Source organism: Mesorhizobium sp. M7A.F.Ca.CA.001.04.2.1, assembly GCF_003998485.1.
GTDB lineage: Bacteria > Pseudomonadota > Alphaproteobacteria > Rhizobiales > Rhizobiaceae > Mesorhizobium > Mesorhizobium ciceri.
In genome coordinates this window covers 1-22042 of the sequence record NZ_RZQT01000037.1, presented here as the reverse complement: position 1 = coordinate 22042, position 22042 = coordinate 1, and the positions used below count along the sequence as shown (strand labels likewise).

At 59.1% G+C, this 22042-nt stretch carries 14 protein-coding genes and 5 pseudogenes; 9 read left to right on the top strand and 10 right to left on the bottom strand.

The window, feature by feature from the left end; all coding sequences use genetic code 11:
- Positions 1 to 104: 104 nt before the first annotated feature.
- The 4 genes and pseudogenes from EN955_RS14475 (at position 105) to EN955_RS14460 (ending at position 3869) form a co-directional block, all read left to right on the top strand.
- Positions 105 to 1048: pseudogene (locus tag EN955_RS14475) on the top strand (dihydrodipicolinate synthase family protein).
- Positions 1026 to 2544 (top strand): annotated as a pseudogene (locus EN955_RS14470) (aldehyde dehydrogenase). Before EN955_RS14475 ends, EN955_RS14470 begins: the two co-directional pseudogenes overlap by 23 nt.
- Before the next feature lie 12 nt (positions 2545 to 2556).
- Positions 2557 to 3405: an FAD-binding oxidoreductase gene (locus EN955_RS14465; protein ID WP_050580555.1), complete on the top strand. Its 849-nt coding sequence runs from the start codon at positions 2557 to 2559 to the stop codon at positions 3403 to 3405.
- Between the two features lie 14 nt (positions 3406 to 3419).
- Positions 3420 to 3869 (top strand): FAD-dependent oxidoreductase, encoded by a 450-nt coding sequence (locus EN955_RS14460; RefSeq protein ID WP_050580554.1) that lies wholly within the window; start codon positions 3420 to 3422, stop codon positions 3867 to 3869.
- Here the strand turns inward: EN955_RS14460 and EN955_RS14455 are convergent.
- Positions 3866 to 4777 carry a LysR substrate-binding domain-containing protein gene (locus EN955_RS14455; protein WP_024505695.1) on the bottom strand — a complete coding sequence of 304 codons (912 nt, stop codon included), beginning with the start codon at positions 4775 to 4777 and terminating at the stop codon, positions 3866 to 3868. The two genes, EN955_RS14460 and EN955_RS14455, sit on opposite strands and share 4 nt — an antisense overlap.
- A gap of 961 nt (positions 4778 to 5738) precedes the next feature.
- Here EN955_RS14455 and EN955_RS14450 point away from each other — a divergent pair.
- Positions 5739 to 6473, top strand: coding sequence for a LuxR family transcriptional regulator (locus EN955_RS14450; RefSeq protein ID WP_032899801.1), 735 nt, complete (start codon positions 5739 to 5741; stop codon positions 6471 to 6473).
- Between the two features lie 148 nt (positions 6474 to 6621).
- Here EN955_RS14450 and proB read toward each other — a convergent pair whose 3' ends face one another.
- Both proB and EN955_RS14440 read right to left on the bottom strand, forming a co-directional pair.
- Positions 6622 to 7590 carry a glutamate 5-kinase gene (gene proB, locus EN955_RS14445; protein WP_245265427.1) on the bottom strand — a complete coding sequence of 323 codons (969 nt, stop codon included), beginning with the start codon at positions 7588 to 7590 and terminating at the stop codon, positions 6622 to 6624.
- Between the two features lie 615 nt (positions 7591 to 8205).
- The gene (locus EN955_RS14440; RefSeq protein WP_024505691.1) at positions 8206 to 8514 is read right to left on the bottom strand and encodes a DUF2285 domain-containing protein; all 309 of its coding nucleotides are present in this window, start codon (positions 8512 to 8514) and stop codon (positions 8206 to 8208) included.
- Positions 8515 to 8630: 116 nt separating this feature from the next.
- Here EN955_RS14440 and EN955_RS14435 point away from each other — a divergent pair, with 116 nt between their 5' ends.
- On the top strand, positions 8631 to 8864 hold the full coding sequence (locus EN955_RS14435) for a helix-turn-helix transcriptional regulator (protein ID WP_024505690.1): 234 nt from the start codon (positions 8631 to 8633) through the stop codon (positions 8862 to 8864).
- A 1168-nt stretch (positions 8865 to 10032) separates the two neighbouring features.
- Here the strand turns inward: EN955_RS14435 and EN955_RS35385 are convergent.
- A pseudogene (locus tag EN955_RS35385) lies at positions 10033 to 10304 on the bottom strand (DUF2285 domain-containing protein).
- A 102-nt stretch (positions 10305 to 10406) separates the two neighbouring features.
- On the opposite strand from EN955_RS35385, the gene EN955_RS14425 reads away from it, so the two are divergent.
- A complete protein-coding gene (locus EN955_RS14425) occupies positions 10407 to 10622 on the top strand; it encodes a helix-turn-helix transcriptional regulator (protein WP_024505688.1) in 216 nt (71 codons plus the stop codon).
- A gap of 738 nt (positions 10623 to 11360) precedes the next feature.
- Here the strand turns inward: EN955_RS14425 and EN955_RS14420 are convergent.
- Both EN955_RS14420 and EN955_RS14415 read right to left on the bottom strand, forming a co-directional pair.
- The gene (locus tag EN955_RS14420) at positions 11361 to 12059 is read right to left on the bottom strand and encodes an OmpW family protein (RefSeq protein ID WP_024505687.1); all 699 of its coding nucleotides are present in this window, start codon (positions 12057 to 12059) and stop codon (positions 11361 to 11363) included.
- A 38-nt stretch (positions 12060 to 12097) separates the two neighbouring features.
- The gene (locus EN955_RS14415; protein WP_024505686.1) at positions 12098 to 14257 is read right to left on the bottom strand and encodes a prolyl oligopeptidase family serine peptidase; all 2160 of its coding nucleotides are present in this window, start codon (positions 14255 to 14257) and stop codon (positions 12098 to 12100) included.
- 1870 nt (positions 14258 to 16127) lie between these two features.
- On the opposite strand from EN955_RS14415, the pseudogene EN955_RS14405 reads away from it, so the two are divergent.
- Positions 16128 to 16322 (top strand): annotated as a pseudogene (locus EN955_RS14405) (SMC-Scp complex subunit ScpB); the annotation flags it as partial.
- Positions 16323 to 16483: 161 nt separating this feature from the next.
- On the opposite strand, the gene EN955_RS34790 reads toward EN955_RS14405, so the two are convergent.
- From EN955_RS34790 to EN955_RS35875, 4 genes and pseudogenes are all read right to left on the bottom strand, one after another.
- Positions 16484 to 16720, bottom strand: coding sequence for a hypothetical protein (locus EN955_RS34790; RefSeq protein ID WP_024505684.1), 237 nt, complete (start codon positions 16718 to 16720; stop codon positions 16484 to 16486).
- Between the two features lie 115 nt (positions 16721 to 16835).
- Positions 16836 to 17618, bottom strand: a pseudogene (locus EN955_RS35380) (integrase); the annotation flags it as partial.
- Between the two features lie 144 nt (positions 17619 to 17762).
- Positions 17763 to 18149 carry an autotransporter domain-containing protein gene (locus tag EN955_RS35880; protein WP_024505681.1) on the bottom strand — a complete coding sequence of 129 codons (387 nt, stop codon included), beginning with the start codon at positions 18147 to 18149 and terminating at the stop codon, positions 17763 to 17765.
- Positions 18146 to 21295 carry an autotransporter domain-containing protein gene (locus tag EN955_RS35875; RefSeq protein WP_081714461.1) on the bottom strand — a complete coding sequence of 1050 codons (3150 nt, stop codon included), beginning with the start codon at positions 21293 to 21295 and terminating at the stop codon, positions 18146 to 18148. The genes EN955_RS35880 and EN955_RS35875 overlap by 4 nt, the downstream gene beginning before the upstream one ends.
- Positions 21296 to 21619: 324 nt before the next feature.
- Here EN955_RS35875 and EN955_RS14380 point away from each other — a divergent pair, with 324 nt between their 5' ends.
- The gene (locus EN955_RS14380; protein ID WP_024505679.1) at positions 21620 to 22033 is read left to right on the top strand and encodes a hypothetical protein; all 414 of its coding nucleotides are present in this window, start codon (positions 21620 to 21622) and stop codon (positions 22031 to 22033) included.
- Positions 22034 to 22042: the final 9 nt, after the last annotated feature.

Genomic DNA, 22042 nt, shown 5'->3' with positions numbered 1-22042 from the left:
GGGGGTCGCGCAAAAAAGTAACTTGCCAAATGACTTTATTTCGGCTGCTAGACCATTTGGCTTTGCATATAAGATGAGCCCATAGCCGAACTGGAGCTAGGCTCATGTCGTTCAAAGGCGTTATTCCGCCCGTCACAACGCCCTTTAATGCGGACGGATCTATCGACCGTGACGGCTTCTGCGTAATGGTCGAGCATCTCGTCGCGACTGGCGTCCACGGGATCCTTGTCGGTGGCACGACAGGCGAGTACTACGCCCAGTCACGCGATGAGCGTGTCGTCCTGCTAAAACTTGCAAGGAGCATGGTGAAGGGGGAATTGCCCCTGATTGCTGGCGTCGGCGCGATCCGCACGGAAGACTGCATCGAATATGGCTGGTTGCAAAGGACCTGAAGTACGACGGCATCCTGATAGGTTCGCCCTACTACGCTGTCCCCACGCAGCTCGAACTTGCCAATCATGCCCTTGCAATTGACAAGGCCGCCGATCTGCCGGTGATGCTCTACAACTATCCCGGACGGACCGGCACGATGATGGATTTCGAGTTCCTGGACCGCGTCGGTCGCAGCTCCAATTTCTGTGCAATCAAGGAGTCGAGCGGCAGCATGAATCAGCTGCACGCCCTGGCTCGTGACTATCCGCATATCGACCTGTTCTGCGGGATGGACGATCAGGCGCTCGAATTCTTCGCCTGGGGCGCCAAGGGTTGGGTCTGCGGAGCGGGCAACTGCCTGCCGGCTGAGCACCTCGCGTTGTACGAAGCGTGCGTTATTGAGAAGGATTTCACCAAGGGCCGGCAGATCATGTCGGCCCTTCTACCTCTGATGAGGCTTCTCGAACAGGGCGGCAAGTTCGTCCAAAGCATCAAGTTCGCGTGCGAATTGGCTGGATTGCCGGCTGGGCCGGTGCGCCGACCTATGCGGGCACTCGACGACCAACAAAAGCGGGAACTCGAGTCGACGATCCGCACCCTTAAAGCAGTCATCGCGTCGATCACTACAAAATCCCAAAAGAGGGCTTCCGAGAATGTCATCGCTATTAACGCGTGATGAGTACCAGAACTTGGCGGACAGCTTGCCACTGCCTACTAACGCAGCGATCGACGGCACGGCGCGGGCAGCACAATCTGGGGATACATTCGAAACCATCAATCCCGCCACGGGGCAGGTCATCGCCAGGATCGCTTCCTGCGGCCAGCCCGACGTCGATCTCGCTGTCGAAAAAGCACCACTGGCGTTTGAATCGGGCGTCTGGTCGCGTGCGCATCCGAGCGAGCGCAAGCGCGTTCTGCGGCGGCTAGTAAAACTGATGGAGCGAGACGCCCATGAGCTTGCAGTGCTTGAGACGCTTGAAAGCGGCAAGCCGATCTATGACGTCGAAACCATAGACAGCCCTGCACTGCCTGGAATGGCACGCCGAAGCCACCGACAAGCTCTACGGCCAGACGTCGCCTTCCGGTGATGATGTCGTATCGATGATCGTACGCCAGCCGCTCGGCGTGGTCGCTTGCGTTCTGCCCTGGAATTTCCCTATCCTGATACTGGCATGGAAGATCGGGCCAGCTCTTGCGAGCGGCAACTCCGTAATCGTCAAGCCGGCCGAGCAGACCAACATGTCAACTTTGCGCATTGCCGAACTGGCGCATGAGGCGGGGATCCCCGCGGGCGTCCTCCAGATTGTAACCGGTCCCGGCGAGATCACCGGCAAGGCACTCGGCCTGCATCCCGACGTCGACATGGTCGCCTTCACTGGTTCGACCGATGTCGGCCGGAAGTTCCTGGAATATTCCGCCAGGTCCAATCTCAAGCGCATCGTGCTCGAATGCGGCGGGAAGAACCCCTGCATCGTTCTGGATGATGCCGAGAACCTCGATGTCGTAGCACAGCATGTCACCCAGGCGGTCTTCTCGAACATGGGCGAGAACTGCTCGTCCAATTCGCGCCTCATCGTTCACGAGAAGATCAAAGACCGCTTGGTGGAAACGGTCCTGCACAAGCTCAGGGAATGGCCTCTGGGGGAACCGCTGAACCCAGCCAACCGGCTCGGTGCCATTGTCTCGAAGGAGCAGTTCGACCGAATTATGGCCTACATCACGAAGGGGCGGGCGGAAGGCGCCAGGATGGTCACGGGCGGGAACGCCCACAGGTACGGGAAAGGCTTTTTCATCGAGCCCACCGTGTTCGACGATGTTACCCCCAAAATGACAATTGCACGGGAAGAAATTTTTGGACCGGTGCTTTCCGTCATTAAGGTTACCAACGCTGATGAAGCAGTCCGGGTAGCAAATGACACGCAATATGGACTTGCAGCCTCGATCTTCACAGCCAATCTTGGCAAGGCACATCGTATCGCGCGAGACATCCGCGCCGGAACGGTGACCATCAACTGCTATGGGGAAGGAGACATCTCGACGCCCTTCGGCGGCTTCAAGCTTTCGGGCTTCGGGGGACGGGACAAGTCGTTGCATGCCCACGACCAGTATACCGAACTCAAGACCATCTGGACGGATATTTCCGATCCTGAGGTCTCGCGTTCGGTAGACTAGCCGATCGCAAAGATGGACCACGCGGCTGCCCGCACGCCTGCGGACACGTCCCTGTCCGGCTGGTACGGTATTCTGCCGCCTCCCAAGGCACCGGAGGTGCTGCGCGACCGTCACAAGGCAGACTGGCTCATTGTCGGAGCCGGCTTTGCTGGTCTGGCGGCCGCGCGGCGTCTGTCCCAACTGGTGCCGGACGAGCGCATTGCGGTCGTCGACGCCCAACGCATCGGTTGGGGTGCTGCCGGGCGCAACTCCGGCTTCATGATCGATCTTCCGCACGAACTCGGCAGTGAGCACTACGGCGGAAGCCAGGACCGCGACCGCCGGCGCATCCGCCTGAACCGGGCCGCGATCGAATTCTCTGCTTCATCCGCAGACGAGTACGGTCTGCAGAAGTTCTTTGTTCGGGCCGGCAAATTTCATGGGGCGGCAACCGGCCACGGTCTCTCTGCCCTACGCGGGTTCGAGGAGCACCTGACGGGATTAGGCGAGCCATTCGAGCGGCTCGACGCGCTGCAGCTGAAGGAAATCACCGGAACCGACTTCTTCGCCGGAGGTACCTTTACGCCGGGAACAGTAATGGCACAGCCGGCCGGCTTCATCCGCGGCCTCGCCCAAGGGTTAACCCGCGGTCTCCATATATTCGAGAATTCGCCGGTCATATCTCTGCAGACCGGCAAAATGCATAACGTGAGGACGGCCGGGGGCGAGATCACCGCGCCGCGGCTGATACTGACGGTCAACGGTCATCTTGAAAGCTTTGGCTTCTTCAGGAAACGCCTGCTCCATGTGTTCACCTACGCCAGCATGACAAGGCCGCTCTCCAGGACCGAACAGGCGCTTCTGGGCGGTCAACCGACCTGATCCCGGCTGATCCGATGGGATCAACTATCCGGAGGATCGGCAACCGGATCCTCGTCCGCAACACCTTTACCTATAATCCGGATATGTCCACCAGTGAGAAGCAGATCCGTCGGATCGGCGCTGCGCACGACCGATCGTTCCAGGCGCGCTTCCCTATGCTGGGTGAAATACCGATGGAATTTCGCTGGGGAGGCCACTTGTGTCTCTCCCTCAATTCAGCGCCCGCATTCGGCGAAATTGAGGATAGGGTCTTCGTAGCCGGATGCTGCAATGGCCTTGGAACGGTGCAAGCTACCCTCTATGGGATGCTGGCTGCCGATCTTGCCGCCGGTAGCAACGAGCCGATGGTTGCAGACGCCCTGAGCGAGCCAACCCCAGTTCGGCTGTATCCAGAACCGCTGATGTCGATCGGAGTGCCGTTGAAGCTGTGGGCGATGCAGAAGCGGGCCGGCAGAGAGCTCTAGCTTTCTCGTTCTTGCGCCGCCGTTTCCCGGATCCAGCTACGGAGGCTCTGCGCGGTAGGGGACAGTGTGCGATTTTCAAACCAGGTGAGATAATAGCTACCAGGGGCGGGCAACTCGAGATCCGTCAGTCTGACGAGTCTCCCTTCTTCGATCTGCGCCTTGACAAGGCGGTGCCAGCCAACAGCCACCCCTTGATCGGCTTGAGCGGCCTGGAGAGCCACGAAGAACTTGCCGAAGCGCCGACCACGGGTCGGCCCATGCGAGACTCCCGCGCGCCGCAAGACCTCGTCCCAGCCAGCCCAGTCGGGATCCACCCAGTCAACGTGCAGCAAAGGAAGGTCGGCCAACGACTCCGCTGTTGCGTCGCGATGCTTGCTTGCAAATCCAGGGCCGCATACCGGGTAGATTGTTTCATCGAAAAGGAGTTCAGCATCTTCATTCGACCACGATCCAAACCCGTAGCGGATACGCAGTTCGACTTCGGCGCGCCGGTATTCTCGAGGATTGTCCGAAATCAGGTGGTCAACGGCAATGTCCTGATTTCGCGTCCAGAAGTCCGGCATCCGTGGGATCAACCACATCGACGCGAACGCATCAGAGCAGGCGAGAGTGACGTTCTTCGCCCGGTCGCCGTGCTTCACATTTCGGACGATATCTGCGGCCCGCGAAAAACCGCTGGCCAACGCGCCATAAAGGTCTTCGCCGGCGCCTGTCAGCGCCACGCCGGTTGCCAGCCGAGCGAAGAGCGGAACACCGAGCTCATCCTCGATCGCTTTGATCTGCCGGCTGACAGCCCCGGGAGTGACGTTCAGTTCGGCAGCAGCCAATTTGAATGACAGGTGCCGGGCAGACGCTTCAAAAACAGCCAAAGCAGTCAGGGACGGCAGGTCGTAATAGCGGCGAACCATCTCAAGCTCCAAATACTTCGACAATCGCGCCGGGCGACAAATATATCAACCACTCGGTACTTTTGGAAATCGGGTTGCAGCTGATAATCTGCGTTACGGCCGATTATGGCCGCAATTCCAACCCAGCTGCGCCGCAGCTTAGTAAAACTGCTCGAACCATGCTTCGCGATCTGCGACGCTGCCCGATCAAAGTCCGACACCGCTGTAGCGTAGCACAATCCGTGGCGATGCCGCTGACTGACAACTCAACAAGGAGGTGAAACTTTTGCAGGACTGCCCCACTAGTCTTCGGCGGCCTTTCAGAGATTATGATGGGAACTTTTCTCAAAGGTTGACTTGAGCCGTGACTGGCATTGATAAGAAAACTGCGGTGATAACAGGCGCTGCGGGATGCATAGAGCGAGCTATCTCCAGGCAGTTCGTTGAAAGGGCTTTCGTGTGGTTGCGAGCGACCTCGACCAGGCCGGACTCGACAGGCTTGAGGCAGAACTAAATCTATCCGGACAGAATGTCTGGACCAAAGCTGGTGACCTCAGGAGCAAGGACCATTGCGAGGATTTGATCGAGTACTCCGTCCAGGCGATGAGCGCCTGTCATTCTCTTCTTTGTGCGGAGCGACGTTGACGCAGCAACCTCTGGACTGATGATTCCTTTAGATGCCGCTGACCATAATGGCGCAGGATGACTTCTCACCACTGATGCAGGGGCGCTGTGTCGTTTCACTCCGAGAGGGCTCTCTCATTGCACAATTGCGTTTTGAGAGATGCTCAAGCGTCGCGGAGATAGCCGTCCCAAGGTCCAGCCATTGGGATCATCGGAGCGAAGATCCAGACGTTGCGCCATTCTGCAAGACTGTCAGGCGGCCCATGCAGAGATGCGGGCAGCGGTTAAGCGGGTCGCTTTACCGGGCCTCCAGTAGGCGTGGCGCGCAACAGACAGGTGGAGAAATTGAGTCAGGACAATGACAAAGGATATGCCGCTTGTATTCGAGACATTTCTGGAAAGGCTCTCGGAGAGCGTCGACGAAACAGATTTTCGGGATGCCTTGGCCAGCGCGGCCTCAAGATTTGATCTACTCACGTTTGCGTATCTATCCCTGCCCTCACAACCTTCCGGCGAGCCCAAGTTGATCTCAAATTATCCGCGTCCCTGGACAGCGCACTATCTGCGAAACCAGTATCAGAGAGTCGATCCCGTCATCATGCGTGCGCGACTTGCCGAACGTCCATTCCAATGGGAATGCGACCTTCGTGGCGTTGAGACATCGAAGGTTCAGCAAAGGCTGTTCGCTGAAGCGGCAGAGTTCGGCATCTGCTCTGGATTGACGATCCCGATTGTCGATCGCAGAGGCCGTGTTGCTGTGATGACCTTTGCAGCGCGTGAGCCGTCCGCTTTACTGCGCGTCGCCGAGCGGTATGAGCAGGCGCTCCAACTCATGGCAATGTGCTTTCACATTCATATTCGCCGCAAACTCTCTGTCAATCGAACGGTTGACGGCATTTTGCTGACACCACGTGAATATGATTGCCTGCGGTGGGCGGCGCGCGGCACGTCCGCCTTGGATACGGCCTGCATCTTGGGCATCACGGCGCGCACGGTCGCTTTTCATCTGGATAATGCCAGGAATAAGCTCGGCGTGCGCACCAAAAACCAGGCCGTAGCGCTGTTAGCCTCCTCACGATCTTCAATTCTCTAGATTAGTAAACTGCTTCGACCATGGTTCCTCTATGCTTTGCACAGGCCGCTTCAGTAGGTGCACTAGCCTCCGATGGCAGGCTCATTCCTTGCGCAACATTGTGCCAGATAGCATTGCAAGCCCGTCCGCGAATTGACGGTCGCTGGAGTTATTCAGGCGGCCAGAGTTCATCAAAGGTCCCCGCGAATAGCTTATCTTTGGCGATCGGAACAAACGACGTCGATGGCGAACCGTTCTCGATGGCGGCGAGCGGGTAAGGTTCGGTTCCTCTCGCAATGACCATGCCGCATCCCGCGCCCATGGCTATCTTTGCTGCCATTAACTTTGTTACCATGCCACCCGAACTATAGCGGGTGAGAGAATGACCCGCCATGGCCTCTATCTCGGGGGTAATGCACCGCACTTCTGTCACGAGACGAGCCAACGGATTGTCGTGCGGGTCTTCCGTGAATAGGCCATCTAGGTTAGAAAGCAAAATTAAAAGGTCGGCTTTTACCATCTGCGCGACCCGTGCCGCCAGCCGGTCATTGTCGCCAAAGCAGATCTCGGCCGTTGCGGTCGTGTCGTTCTCGTTGATGATGGGTACGGCCCCGATTTTGAGAAGTTGTTGAAGGGTCGACCATGCATTGTGCCGGCGATTCTGGTTCTCTATGTCTTGGCTGGTCAACAACATTTGCCCCGACGCAAAACCATGGCGCTTTAATCTCTGTTCGTAAGCAAGCATAAGTCGAACCTGACCAATTGCCGCCGCCGATTGCTTCTCCTCAATTCTGAGAGGTCTGTCTAACCCATCGAATTGACAAGATCCAAGCGCGACAGCGCCGGATGTAACGAGAATCACTTGCTGCCCGCGTGAGAAAAATCGGGCGACATCGGCTATTAGCGAATCAAGCCAAGCGCCGCGCAGCTTTCTCGTTTGTGGATCGACAAGCAGTGCAGAGCCAATCTTCACGATGATCCGGCGAGCTGAACGCAATTGGCCCGCGCTTGTAGTCTTTTGGATTGGGTGTTGCTGCCATGGCAGGGAAGACATTTTTTCAATCTCTTGGTATCCAAACAGGCGGCTGTGCGGCCTTGCAGGATGATCAGATTTCAACTTCTTTGTATGACCTAACATTTTCGGAGCCGCCGAGGACTTGCTGCGGAACGTACCACTTGTCAGTGATTTCGGTCGTGAAGAGTCTTTAAATTCGTTGTAACCGGGGGTTCACGATGATTAAAGGCGCGCATGGTGTCCTTGCTGCCGCGTCAGCTGCCAGTTGCCTTGCCAATCTATGAGTTCATTTGGTCAAATCAGACTGCTGCGGCGATCGAGCAGCGAAACTCGGGGTCTGCACGTTGCGTGCCCAGCCTAAGTCGAATAGCGCCTCGCCGTTGATTGCAATTCGGATATTCAGCGGCCCGAATCTGTTCGGCGCTCTGTCCATACCCAACCATACTACTGCGGGGAGCGAGGCTACGAGGAACTGCGGGGTTGTCGTCGCATCATCCAGCGAGATCGCTAAGGACGCACAGGCAACTGCCAAACCCTGTTTCGCTGGAAGAGCGCTCTCGCCGCCTCGGCTTCGTCCTGCGGGCGCTCAACGGTTCGCCTGCGGGCAATTCCCACCGGAAAATTGCGTCGGCCAACCGCGGGTCGGCGCCGACTGGAAAGGTCCTCCCGATCATCTGTGCGACCGCGTTCGCTGCGCCGTGGCCATGTGCCGATGAATGGCGGTAGCCAGTTCGTTGCTCAAGAAGCTAACGCCTTGCCCTTTTCGTCAGCCCGGAACAGTTCCTTGTAGCCGGTCGTAATCATCCAGTTCGCCCGGTCGATATGGCTGTGAATAGCTTTGCGGGCGCGCCCCGGTTCAAGTGCCGGGTCAATACCGAGAATGAGATCGGCCATCTCTTCTACGGTAGCATTGTCGGCGCAGGCGTCGAGGATCCTCAGATAGATTTTGAAATGCTGCCTGTCATAGCTCGTGAGGCTGTCTGACCAAGGGACCTCGTCGAGCAGTGTTGAGCTTTCAGTCCAATCTGTTCCCGTTGTTCGATTCATGTCTGCCGCGAACCTCGCATCTTGATCGCTGGATCCAAGGCAGAATATCCCAAAATGGGATAATCCGAAACGGGGATTAGTCGCTGAGCCGGTCTTCACCTGACCGGTTCACCTTAATGCCCAAATCTCTTCGATCTCCCCGCCACCAGCGGTTTCTGACCCAGTTGATCTCACTGCGCAAGGTCAAAGGACTGACGCAGGCGCAGGTGGCTGAGAAGCTTGGTCGTCCGCAATCCTTCGTGGCGAAATATGAGGGTGGAGAGCGGCGTCTCGATATCATTGAGTTTCTCGACGTAACTGCGGCCCTCGACGCTGATCCGTGTGAGATTCTGTTGAGCCTGCGGACGTAGGGGGCGCCCGCGCCCATCACGCGTGCCGGGTGCCAGTGGGTCGCTCCCCGCTTTTCTTGGCTCAGAGCGTCTCGACCATTTCCGCTGCGCTCCCTAGCGCGCGTCGTAAGACTCTCGCAATTCTCTCTGTGGCGCCTTCCAGCAGGTGGCGCCGCATCCTTCTAGGCCCGCCGCGGCGTCCCGCAACCCTAGCTAGCTGTGCTTCGGGTCATTCTCCTCGTTCCGGTCCTTCGGATGCGGCGGCTCAGACCGCGGGTCCGTTCCTGTCATGACTCGCCGCCGCACCGCTTCCTGGGAGCGGCGATTGGCGAGCGGAGGACAAAACGATGAGACAGAAGCGTACGCCAGCGAAGAGCAGGCGAGGGCGGGCGCCATGTCCTCAAATCCGCTCTGCGGCTAGCGAAACGTCGGAATCGTTCCTGTCTCCGTCTTGTTGAGGCCAGTTGCGCGGGAATGGTCCCAAACCGCCGCCCAAGCGGGCGCGCCCATAGGTGGCGCAATGCTATCGGTCGTAGTCACGACCAGTCCGGGGACTCCGCGGCTGGGCTACACTTAACTAGTGTCCCGCAAGGTCACCCTTGCTGCCGCAAGCTGCCCGTTGAGCCACGCTTCGGCATGCTGCGCATAATTATGCCGACCGCCTGCGTCATCACGCTTGTCTGCCTGCGAATCCACGCGCGGGGAAGGCAAGTTGCCCGGGACCACAAGGATTGCGGCGGTTATCGTCACACCCGTCCGGCGAGATCGCTGTTCGAGGTGGCGAGGCTGGCATGCTGCGCAACGGCATTTCTGGGGGGCGCCGCGAGCATATACCCCTGCGGTGCGAGCCCGCATTCCCGTTTTGCTGCCCGTCCGACTCATTATGGACGCGATCTGGCCCGATCGGCGGTTGAAAGCCGCCTCCGGACTCTCTTGAAAGTGTCAACAGTTGCGGCGTAAGGGCGACTGCAAAAAATCCTGTTTCGCTCAAAGCGCGCTGCCGTCGCCTCCGCTTCGTCCTGCAGGCGCTTCGACGCTTGGCTTGCGGATGCCGAAGCACTGGGATATCCGCGCCGACTGGAAGTCCTCGCGATCATCTTCGAGCGCATTCGCGCTGTGGTGATGCGTCGATGCATGGTGGTTACGCGACTTCGTTGCTTGAAGCCAAGCGACCGCACCGCCCATTTCGTCAACTGGCGAACAAATCCTTGTAGCCGCTCGTCACCACCAGTTTGCACGGTCGAGATGACTGCGAAGAACGTTCCGTGCGCGCTCCGGTTCGCGTGCCGGATCAATGCCGAGGATCACATGGGCCATTTCCTCTTCAGTGGCGTTGTCGGCTGAGGCGTCCAGGAGCCTCATATAGGTTGTAAAGTGGTCCTTGTCGTAGGCTGTAATGCGGTCCGACCAGGGGACCTCGTCGGCAAACGGCGTGTTCGATTTGGGCTGTACATCGCCAATTCGATCTCCGGACAATGGACCCGCGAAGCCCTCTGCCTGCTAAATGTGGATTACATATTATAGTTGATAAACTCAAGCCGCCTGATCCGCTGGCTTGCGTGCATGGATATGCGCAAGTTGGTCGGCCGGAATGTACAGAGGATCAGGCAAAGGAAGCATCTGACGCAGGAGCAGCTTGCGGAGAGTTCCGGGTTCAGTCAGCAGTACATCAGCGGCTTGGAGAAAGGCCGAAGAAATCCGACAATTATCACGATCTATGAACTGGCGGCCCTCGGCGTCAGCCACATGGATCTGGTTCAGCCCGACAAACAGACCTGATGCCCCCGCCCTCCAAGTAGCTAGCGGCCTGATGGCGCGCGCCGGGGGCTCGTGAACCCAACCCGCTTTTCTTAGGGTCCCCCGGCAGCCCCTGCCATTTGGCTCGCCTGGCGCGGGCGCACCCTATTGGACAGTCGGCCGCTGCGGTTTTTGACCGCCTTTCCTGGGGCGTGGGTTGGTCGGCATCCCCTTTTAGGCCCGCCGCGGCCTCCCGCAACCTTCGCTCTCGCTTCAGGTCCTAATCTCTTGGTCACGGTCTCCGGATGCGGTCCGCCTCTTTCAGCGGGCCTAATCGCTTTCTGCCGCCCACCCCACTGGGACAGGCACGCGAGACGAGTATCGAGCGTTGCGGTTAGCGCACGAACAGCAAAGAACTGAAAAACAGGCAACTGTCGCAGCATGGCTGAACCAGCCATCTTGTCGGCATCTAGGAGCCGCGTGTTCGCCTTGCGCTGACACGAAGCTCAGACATGACGTCCGGGAGACGATGCTGGCAAATGGTCTGGCTGAAGCATTCCACCCACAATACCAAAGCCCGTCCCGATCCAAAGCGCTTCTAAGCACTCCATCTCAGGCGCGAGGCTGGCTGGCCAGTGCACCTTCTGGGTCCGCCGGAAGAGAATCCCGCCCGACAATAGCTTCATGAGGTCTTGCGCTGCAGTGTCGACCGTAAAAAAGGGCGCGCGAGGCGCCCTTCATTTTAAACCGGCAGTCGGGAAGCAGGCTTCACTCTGATATTCAAAAGCGGTAGGTGACACCTGCGCCTATCAGCCAGGGATCGAGCTCCGCCTTCCCCGTCAGCTTCGCGCCGGCCACCGTGACGTCGAAGTCCGGCTTCAGGAAAAGCTTCTTCACGTCGAAGTTGAGGCCCCAGTGCTGGTCCACCATGTAATCGAATCCGACCTGCAGCGCCGTGCCGAACGTGTTCTTCACCTTGAGAGCATCAGCGCTGCCAGTGTCCTGGTTGTAGAATATCGTGTAGTTCACGCCGGCGCCGACATAAGGCTTGAACGCGCCGAGATCGGTAAAATGGTACTGCAACGTGAGCGTCGGCGGCAGCAGCCAAACTTTGCCGATGTTGCCCAACCCTCCGATCGTCCCTTGGCCCGCGATGTTGGCATAGGTGGTACCGAGTATGAGTTCGGCGGCGATGTTGTCGGTGAAGAAATACGAGATATCGAGTTCCGGCGTCACCGTGTCCGAATACGAAAGACCGGAGCCGGGAAGCGTATCAACGTAGCCCAGATCTTTCGTAACGACGCCCAACGCCCGCAGGCGGACCTGCCAAGGGATTGGCGCTTCGGTGACCGAGGCTCCCGTCTCCGCCAGGACGGTCTCTGCTTGCGCAGGCTCCGCGGCGACGGCCTGCTGTCCCACCATGATCAGGGCCACCGCCGCTGCTGTTGCCCGCGCTACGCCCATTCGCGTTCTCGCCATGAGATTCACTCCTTGATGTTCAGAAAGGATGCACTGCACTATTTCGTCTCCTGCTCGAATGAATTGTTGATGGACCTCAAATGCCCCTCTTGCGTTGCAACGCGTTCCGCCGTCTCCGGAAGGTGATCGTTGAAGCCGATTGCGCTGCGGAGAAAATTGGTGCCTAGACTGATGAATGCGGCTTGCTCCCGATTGTCCTCGCCGCAGCCGTGCCCGCCTGCGCTGGCCTCGTAGAAGTAAGCGGGATAGCCAAGAGCCTGCAGTTTTGCGGCCATCTTGCGCGCATGGCCCGGATGGACGCGGTCGTCGCGTTTCGTGGTGGCGATCAGGATAGGCGGATAGGGCTGTCCCGGCGCTGCGGCGTGATAGGCGGAGATTTCCTTCAGGAAAGCCCAATCGTGAACCTTGTCCGGATCGCCATATTCGTCGATCCAGCTCGCGCCCGCCAAGAGCTTGGTGTAGCGACGCATGTCGATAAGCGGTGCTGTGCAGAACAGAGCCCCGAAATGCTCAGGATAGCGGGTCAGCATGTTTGCGATCAGCAGGCCGCCATTTGAGCCACCCTCGGCGGCAATCCGCCTCGGCAGGGTGATGCCCCTTCGCACGAGGTCGGCGGCAACGGCGGCGAAATCGTCATGGGCGAGACGCTTGCCCTCCCTGCGCCCGGCTTCGTGCCAGCGGGTGCCGAACTCGCCGCCGCCGCGGATGTTCGCCTCGACACACGTGCCGCCGCGCTCGAGCCACAGCTTGCCCAGCGGGGAGTTGTAGTAGGGCAGGAGTGATACGCCGAACCCGCCATAAGCGGAAAGGTGAATCGGAGCATCTCCGTTCCCGTTCGCCGGACCAACCTGCGTATAGGGGATCAGCTCATGATCGATAGAGACTGCCTCGTGGCGCGTGACCACCAGTCCGGATGCATCGAAATTCTCCGGGCTGCGCTTCAGGATTGCTGAAGCGCTGAGAGACGGCGCGGCATTCAGATCGAACAGCAAGAGCTGCGGCGGCGTGATCGGATCCTGAGCACAGATCAGGACCTCTCCATTGGTCTCGTGAACTGCCGCATCGAATGACCAGACGTTGACAGTACCTTCGGCGGGCAGGGTGTTCAGGACTCGGCGCGTCCATTCCTGGTGGCCGGGAGTGAACATCTCGAAACGCGGTGCGAGATTGACGAGGTAAGAGATAATGAGCTTCCCGTCATTCCAGAAGAATGACTGCATGGAGCGCCTTTCCCCTGGTTGAAACAGGGTCTCAAAACGGCGTCCGCCGGCGAGGAAAGTGGAAAGCGAGATGACGATCAGCGCGTCGGCGGGATGGGTGGTGCCTCCCACCGTCCAGGGCTTGCGCGGCCTTACCGCCAGCCAGTCGCCGAAGACCCGCCACGACGCGTCGCGAGGAAGATCGATCTGCCTCCTCGGCCCGCTCCTATCGCCGATCCAGCTGATCTTCTCGAAGAAGGCCGGCTGCTCGATGAACCAAAGGCGCTCGCTGCGGCCGGTGCGGTCCGAATGACCAGACACTTGGAAGCTTTCGAACCCGGCCTCGAAGATTGCCGGCGTGGTGAGGGGATCCGCGTCACGCTTCCACAGTCGAACGGTGCGCGCATAGCCGGAGCGGGTGGCCATGCCATTACCAAGCGCACTGAAAAGCAGAAGCGTGTCAGGGTCCAGCCAATTAACGTAGCCTTTGGCCTCGGGGAGGTTGAAGCCGTCGGCGACAAAGCTCAGAGAGATCAGGTCGAATTCGCGATGCGCGACCGCGTCGCTGCCGCCGCGCGACAGGCGCAGAACGGCTCTTTCCCGTCTCTCCGGCTCGATGGACGCGCCGTCCCAGATCCAGTCCTCTCCGTCGCTAGCCGCGAGAGCATCCAGATCGAGCAGTAGCTCCCATTGGGGATCCGCCTTCATGTAGGAGGCAAGGGTGGTCCGGCGCCACAGTCCGCGTGGATTACCGTCATCTCGCCAGTAATTGTAGAGGTACTGACTACGGCGCGCGATCAGGGGAAGATTGTCGCGATTGTCGAAAATGGCTGTCAGAGCCGCGCGGTCGCGCTCGAACTGCGTTCCACCGAAGTGCTTCAGAGTCCTTGCCGATTGGCCGGCGGCCCAGGCAAGTGCCCGCTCGCCCTCTACTTCAAGCCAGACATAGGGATCGTCGTCGGGAGCATCAAGCGTTGGACGGACATCAAATGCGTTCATGTCCGGACAGCCTTCAAAAAGAAGGGATAGAGGCTTCCGTCGGCTCGGGAACGCTCAGTGTCGGTAGCGGCGCCCACATGTTCGAAAAGCGTGATCATTGATGAGTTCTTCCAGTCGGTGCGGCATCGCAGTGCTTTTGCGCATAGGGCCGCAACCTTCGTGCCAACTGGGAAAATCGTTTCGGAACAATGCGATCGCCCTGGAAGCGTTGTGTCACATGTCCGACATCGTCGAGAATCCGACAACGAGTGCTCCTCCTAATCACCGGATCAACCTCCGGCGCCAGTCGTGGACACTGTGCAGAACTCGAGAAGTGAAGCTCATTGGAGTGAACCTGGTTGACGCCCAACATCTTCGCTCTGGAGCGCTTCACGCACACGGATTTATGGCAGACACCATGATGCGATCGATGCGGTTAGAGACCAAGCTGGCTGCGCCTGTGAGTTTCAGCCGCCAGCTGGAAGCAGCGGAGTTCTGAGGAGAAGGGTGGGGGGCCCAAGCCCTGCCGCAATCTTGGCCTGCACCGTCCCCTTGATTGCTGTCGATCAAGCCAGGAAGCTGCATTCGGGCGAACGCATGGCGCTGGTCCCCATGGCAACTTGGGCTGATGTGGGGCCGTCCGATATGCGATACGAGGGTCTAGGATAGGGGAGCTCGGGCTCGGTAGTATCTCAGCGAGACGGCAATGGTCGACGAAGTCTTCCTGACGCCACGCATTGGTATGCCGCGGCAACAGGGGCAGTGCGGGCGCAAGTCTGGTCGTGAAATCGGCTGCTACAGGGGCATGCAGCGCTTCATCTCCATACCGTCCGCGAAGAAAGCGCGGCGCGAGCATCACCAAAGAGAAGCGGCGCGCCGTTCGTTTTGCGGTCCACTGACCAGTCGGCTTCACCTGTACAATACGGGCTGGCATAGCGTGAAACTTAGCCTCCAATGGCGGAAATTTCCCCCAGGAGACCTAGATGACTAAGCTTATAGCACCCGGGCTACGACAACCTGCCCACAACCAGCGTCGAAGCCACCGCCACGCCACCAGGTCTTCAGGGAACGTCCTGAACGGAACCCAGCCGGGCACTCCTATCAAAGCGACTCCCTTCGCATGCTCAGGCCGCGCTTGCTGTCGCTGCGCGGGACCGACAGCCTGCTTCTGCCCTGCACAGTGCCGACGACACATGCTTCGACGAAATGGCGTCATCGAGGTCGGGTGGCTTCGGCGCCGGTGCTTTGCAAAATTGCATGATGTTTGGACGTCCGTGGGGGCGGGCAAGGGGGCACAGTCGTGCCTGCAGTTCTCGTGACTGGCGCGGTCGAGGCTGATTGGCGGGATGAACGATCATATGACTGCACCGCTGGTATGACGCCGCGCGAAAGGGCATGGGAGTTTTTGCGCCGCAATCCAGCATTCCAGCGTGAGGTGACCGCTGCAAGCCAGCAGGCCAATAGCTGGTCTTACCAACCCTTGCTTGACCTGGTCGCGTCGGCCGGCGACCTGTTACGCTGGGGTGTTCTGTTTCGCCGAGTCTTATGGGCGAATTTCGATCGTTTCTGGTTCCGCTCTGGTGCGTCCATGTGTTGCCAGTCATTGCAGAACATCTGCCAGCATCGTCGGAGACAACGCCGTGCGAACTCTTGGCATTGCCATGTCGTGCGACGGTCCTGCCTGGCGCCCGGCAAAGGCCAACATGTTCTTCTTCGCAATGCCGAGCATACGCTCCAGCTCGCCGTCTCTGGCGTGGATATCTTGAGCCTGTCTGTCTCCGAACCGAGGCGATCTGGCCCGCGAGCTTTTGAGGCACCGCCTGAGGGCGGCTCGAGTGCCTCAATGCTCTAAGTGTGGGTCAACGTCTGCCTGCCCGCTGAATTTGGCACGCCTTACACCTACGTCACGACCAAGACCTTCCTGTTGCACTTCGGCCTCGACACACTGCGGGATTTGCCCGATTTCGAGGCGATTGAGGTTGCCGCGCTGCTCAGCAAGGAGAAGCTGCTGGCGGGCGATACTCCCATCGGGCTGGTGAGTGGTGGAGGAGGTGAGGAGCGACACTCCAAGGCCAGGACGGGCTAGCGCAGCAGATACATGGAAGTAATCGCTTGATATGAGCGGTTGAGAGTCGAATCAGGGAACTATGCGATCACTATCGATAAGAGGTGGCAATATCGATCGTGATTGTATCGGGCCACTCTACGGCGAAGGAGGCGGCAACTTGTGTCTCCGACCCGAAACGATTACCTTGCGGCCATTATGAGCAAGCATTTGCATCCGTCTTGACGACCGTGAACGCGCCCTGCAGCGTACAGCTGGACGACGCGGCGCTGGCCGATTGCTTTGCGGATCTCGATTTGGCCAAGCAGCATCCCGCTCATGTCAGCGCCTTTCTCGGCGAGGTCCCTCTCGCCCAGCAAGTCGAGTTCGCAACCGCGCACCACATTCGCGGTCGACGAGATGAAGGCTTTTGCCGCCAAGTTCTCTGCCTGGTCCGGCGAAAGCTATCCGCTCGCCGCGTAATGGCTGGACATGATAGCCGAGGCCCGTCCGAATGGCGGCGGCTTTTTCGTATTATATCGACCTGATCGACAAGATGCGGCGGAACAGGGGTCCACATGCGATGCGGCCAAAGCGGATCCAGCTCTCGAGCGCGACTACGGGGCAGGTGTGGTCGCTGGAGCCGCGGCCGACCTCGACCTCGCGCCAGCCGGTCTTGCCGCGTAGGGTGACCAGCAGCCCTTGCCGTCAAAAATCTCGATCCAGCCGGCGCCATCGCTGTTGTCGTCGCGCATGACGTCGAGACCGACGATCTCGGAGCGCCGCAGGCCGCCGCCACAGCCCAGGAGCAAAATAGCGCGGTCGCGCAGGCCCTGAGGTCGTGGCCGAGCGTGGCGATCATCGCCAGCAGATCGTCGCCAGGACCGCCTCTTTCTGCCGCGGTGGCTTTGCGTGCTTGCGGCGAATGCCGGCAAGAACCGTATAGATATGCCGCTCCGCGCGGTCCAACGGCCGGCCGCGCTGGGTAAAGTTCCAGGCGAGGCCGGAAAGCCGCCGCTCGATGGTCGCAACCAAAAGGGCAGGGGCGCCACGCTTCGGATCGCCGGCGGCGGTGCCCGAGGCACAGGCGCTGATATTGAGCCCGATCACCTTCGAGCCCGGAGCCAGGGGATCGAAGCCAGCGCGCCGGCACCAGGAGGAAAAATGCCGCCAATCCTTGGGGTAGGCGTCGCGCGTGTTCTCCGAGGTGGCGTTGTAGTCCCTCGCGGTCTCGACCAGTTCCTGGACATGCGCCGGGACTCTTTGAGCCGGGTCTCCATCTCCTTGTAGAGCTTGTCGAGCTCGCCATCGACTGGCTTCAGGTCGTCGATTGAACATTGCGTCCTCATAGGCTTTGTGCCTTGTTGTAGCAGGCATCGTCCGTTCGCGCGGCGGACACAGACATCACCGTCGCTGAGCCGAGAACGACGGTAAAAGAAAATGCACTCACTGACTTCATAACCAATCTCTTTTGCGGGTGATTTAGAAACGGACGCCGAGCTTGGCGCTGAACACGTGTGTCTGGGCATCCGAGGCGATCTGTCCCTGATAGGCGATGCCGAACGTCGCGTTCTCGGTGATGTTTACGTCCAGCCCAGCTTCGAGCAGAGCTGCGTTCTTTGCGATCGGCACGCCCTTGATGGCGAAGGACGAACCGCCAGCAAAGGCAAGAGCGGTATCCGGCCTGACGTCGCCGAAGGCGTGGCGCCAGCCAAGACCGCCGCGCGCGGTAGCAGTCACGGTGCCGAGGGTCAGTACCGTCGACGCACGCAGACCTAGCGTGGTAAACGCCGTGTCGCTCGAGCGATCCCCGCTCGACAAGGCGGCTGCGCCGCCATTCTCGGTGAAGCCATCGGCGTCAAAATTCACATAAGCGAGATTAGCGTAGGGCTCGAAGAAGCCGAAGCCGTATTGATACGGTAGCCGAGCTCGCCAAAGGCCTGGAACGTGCCGGCGTCGTAATCGGCCGAAAGGCTGTCGGCGAAGCCTGGAAAGACCACGGACCTGCCGGTCTCGATGCTGTGCCAGGCATAGGCAAGGCCGGAACGAAAACCGAGATTGCCGTTCTGCGTGCCGGCAAAAAGACCGAGATGGTAATTCTCGCTCGAGCCCGACGACGCGCGATCGTCCGCCTCCAAGGAGGTATGGCTGTAGCCGCTGATGAGGCCGAGCCGCCAGCTTTCGCCGACAGCCGCGTCACCGCCAGCCAGAAAGCCGCCGGTCGAGTGCTCGAGACCGGCGGCATTGCCGTCGCTGTCGAGATGACCCCAGGCGCCGAAGCCACGGCCCCATACGGCGAAATTCTCACTCGTTGCCGGGGCCAGTTCCAGACCACCCAGCCCATAAGTCATCACCGGAACGCTGGAGGCACCGACGCCGTCGAACGCCGCACGGATCCGTTCGCTCGCGGCATCGCGTACAGAATGACTGTCCTCGATGAGGCCGCTATGAATGGAAGCATGAACCTCGCCTGATAGCATATCGAAAGCGTTGCGGGCTTCCGGCGCCGTCAGGAACAGGATGTTGTCCTGGATCGGATTACCGCTTCCAAGCGCCTGAGCCGCTGCGGCGACCGAGCGTTGATTGAAGGTGCTGGCTACATCGGCAAACGCCGTCGATGTGCGGCTGATATCGAGATAGACATTGTTGGCATCGTAGACGAGCTGGAAATCGACGAAGGGCGTCGCGTCTGTCGCCAGAGCCCCCGTCAGCCCGCCATAGGTGCCGCTTACGCCGCCTGCTGCGGAGAGCAGAGTATATCGGGCATCGACCAATAGCGTTCCCTGCCGCAGGAGCTCGATCTGCGCGCCGCTGTCGATCGCCGCTGCTCCGCCAACATCGATGAGATCGGACGACCTTGCGAGGTTGACCTGATAGATCGATCCGGACTGCTGCGCGAAATCGCCCGTGACAGTCATTGTGGTGACGATCCTGCTCGGATCGGTCGCACTGCCAGGAGCGACCGTGCCGCCCTCGGAAATGGTGACCGCACCGTAGGTGCCGCCGCCTGCGACGACACCGCCGCTGTTTGCGATAGCCGTGCCCCCGATCTGCCCGTCATTCCCGAGAAAGCCGGACGTGGTCGCATCATGGGAAAGCACACCTGTATCGGCAAGCAGCAATCCCGCGCCGGAACCGACCGTCGTCATGCCGGAAAAATTGTTCTTTCCGCTCAGCGTTTGCACGCCACCGGCAACGAATAGTTTGCCGCCCATATTATTGTTATCAACGTCGAGGTCGTTGATGCTGCCGGCGAAAGTGTCGTTCGAAGCCGTTAGCACCAGGGTACGCTTGCCCAGTTCGACCGTTCCGCTGCCACTCAGGCTACGAATACGGGCATCGTTGTAGGCGTCGGAGATTCCCCAATAGTCGCTGCCATTTCCATGTTCGGAGATATCGAGCGTGCCGTCTGCAACGACTTTCGCTGACCGTTGGATGTTGCCGAGCCCCGCAAGCGAGAGATAGGCATCCTGAGCAATATTCGTCTCGCCGGTGTAGGTGTTGACATTCGTCATCCGGACCACCGTCTTTGTATCAAGCGTCAGCGATCCGGAGCCGGAGACGACACCCGCTATGCCGACCCCGCCCTCATTCCCCATGCTCGTCGTGATCCTGCTCAGACCGGTCCCTTCGGGTGCGGATGAATCGGTAGAGAAGTTGCTGGCAGTGACGAAATGTGACGTATAAGCGGTATACTTCTTCTCCAGATCGAAAATGACCGATCTGTTTTTGAAGAAGTCAAGACCGGCAACAAAACTGGTCTGGTCGTTGGGTTGTTCCGTCGTGCCGCTGGTGTAGGTGAAGTCGATATTGTCCAGCCTTACCGGATCGCCATCCGTTCCTGCGATTGTAACGCTCGGGATGTTGCCCGATGCGCTTACGATCTCGCGTTGCTCATTTCTCCGAACATTTTTAAGTTCGACGCCCGCATCCTGAAATTGCTTCAGCATCGCATCACTGATCTCCAGACTGCCACCGCCCGGTGTGCCGGTGTCGAGCAATACCGCGGTCTTGTTGGGGTCGGTGATTGGTGGGGCTCCATCCTTAACCGTGTACTGCAGATTGTAGCTGCCTTCGTATTCGGTCGAGGCATTGGCGCCAGAGCCAGGAAAATTCTGATAAGAATCCTGATCTTTTTCCTCGGGTTCTCCCCATGGCATGGCATTAGTATATTGGGCCCGGAGGCTTGGATTGAGGTTGACAATCGTGCAGGGGGAACAGCCAGGCGTTTGGTCGCTCTCGGAATCCGGATTCACATTGGCGGAGACCACGTAGCCAGACCTGGTGACACTGCCCATCATGCCCCAGACACTTGTCTTGCCAAGAAAATCGCCGGCCCCGAATGTACCTGCGAAATCGCCGCCTTCGTCTGCCATCTTGCCAGCGGTCATTTTCGCCCGCTGCTCCTTATCGGCGTGATAAGGTTCTTGGAGATCCTGACCATACATATCTTTAAGTCCATCCGTCACGGATCCCGGCGTGCACTTAAGATTGTTGTCCTTGCAATACGCATGGGTATAGACAAAATCGAGAATGCGAGCAGCCCGGTATTTCTTATCGCTTACAGACGGCCCGTCGATTGTTATCTTTTGATCTGGATCGACATATGTAAATTTATCAATTTCCACGTTCTGAAGCTTATTACCATACGTTCCGTCCCCGTACGTATATACGTAAGGCGTGTCGGCAATCGGGCGGACCCCGGTCACCTCTGACCCGATCTGCGTGTTGAGCTGGTCCGAGCCCGTGTCGAATACGTATCGCTGCGCGTTGCCATTGTTGATCTTGGCCCAGATGCCCAGGCGGTCATGGCCTTCCCCGACATACTCCAGCGGGATCGAAATCGGGTCGTCGGCCAACGCTTCTCCAGTTGGAAATGCTACCAGACCCACCCCGAGAGACACAGCCGGCAGGAATACCGTCGTCATCGCGGTGGTTGCCGCCAGAAAGTTCTTTGTCCTGAAACAAGCCTGCATACCTGGTCCTCGAAAAAGTCTCGCAAACTGATTGATCATTGGAACGGCCTCCTGAATGTTGTTTAACGAGACCCTTTATGGCGGCCCTGGCTGACAACAGCCTGAAAGCTGCAAGCGGCCTGCGAGAATGGGGCGATCCTGAATGACGACAGGTGCTGTCAACAATGGATGAGTGCTCGGCCTGAAAGCTGAGCACGCGTTATGCTCAGGCTGCTGACAAGGCCAAAGCAGCGTAAGTGCGGAGTGAAATCCAGGGTCCACATGGGTCGTCGCGCTTCCCGTGCGCCTGGGAAGGCGCCGGCCCGGCCAAGCTTTCCCAGATCGTCCGGATGGCGCACAAGATACCGGTTCAGGTCGATCGAGATGGAGGCCGAGGCGTATGCCAAGGCGGTCGACTGCCTGACGAAAGATCAGAATGCGTCGCTGGCGCTCTACGATTTCCGCCGGCAGCGAGCTCAGTCTCCTGCCGGGCATCCGTGTTTACTGGCGACGAGACACAAGATGTGCCCAAATTGCCACCAGACCGTCACCTGCGATGAGTTTCGGCAACTGATTTTGTCCTTTCAATCGTCGCCACTTCCTGGCCGCGGCCAACATGGGCCACTCGAAGGCAGCAGACTGGCGGCTATATGGACGGGCTGTGAGCCCGCACCGGAGACAGGCGAAATCTACGATCTCTATAGCAACGTCAAGGAGAAGCGCGAGGTGTTGCAGATGTGGTCAAATCACATCGAATGGCTGATCAAGCAGGCTGCGGATGACGCTCTGGCGGCGTAGCTGCTGGCA

Coding starts and splice junctions, on each gene's coding strand:
- EN955_RS14465 (WP_050580555.1), top strand. CDS start 2,557: ATGGACCACGCGGCTGCCCGCACGCCTGCGGACACGTCCCTGTCCGGC.
- EN955_RS14460 (WP_050580554.1), top strand. CDS start 3,420: ATGGGATCAACTATCCGGAGGATCGGCAACCGGATCCTCGTCCGCAAC.
- EN955_RS14455 (WP_024505695.1), bottom strand. CDS start 4,777: ATGGTTCGCCGCTATTACGACCTGCCGTCCCTGACTGCTTTGGCTGTT.
- EN955_RS14450 (WP_032899801.1), top strand. CDS start 5,739: ATGACAAAGGATATGCCGCTTGTATTCGAGACATTTCTGGAAAGGCTC.
- proB (WP_245265427.1), bottom strand. CDS start 7,590: ATGTTAGGTCATACAAAGAAGTTGAAATCTGATCATCCTGCAAGGCCG.
- EN955_RS14440 (WP_024505691.1), bottom strand. CDS start 8,514: ATGAATCGAACAACGGGAACAGATTGGACTGAAAGCTCAACACTGCTC.
- EN955_RS14435 (WP_024505690.1), top strand. CDS start 8,631: ATGCCCAAATCTCTTCGATCTCCCCGCCACCAGCGGTTTCTGACCCAG.
- EN955_RS14425 (WP_024505688.1), top strand. CDS start 10,407: ATGGATATGCGCAAGTTGGTCGGCCGGAATGTACAGAGGATCAGGCAA.
- EN955_RS14420 (WP_024505687.1), bottom strand. CDS start 12,059: ATGGCGAGAACGCGAATGGGCGTAGCGCGGGCAACAGCAGCGGCGGTG.
- EN955_RS14415 (WP_024505686.1), bottom strand. CDS start 14,257: ATGAACGCATTTGATGTCCGTCCAACGCTTGATGCTCCCGACGACGAT.
- EN955_RS35875 (WP_081714461.1), bottom strand. CDS start 21,295: ATGATCAATCAGTTTGCGAGACTTTTTCGAGGACCAGGTATGCAGGCT.
- EN955_RS14380 (WP_024505679.1), top strand. CDS start 21,620: ATGGAGGCCGAGGCGTATGCCAAGGCGGTCGACTGCCTGACGAAAGAT.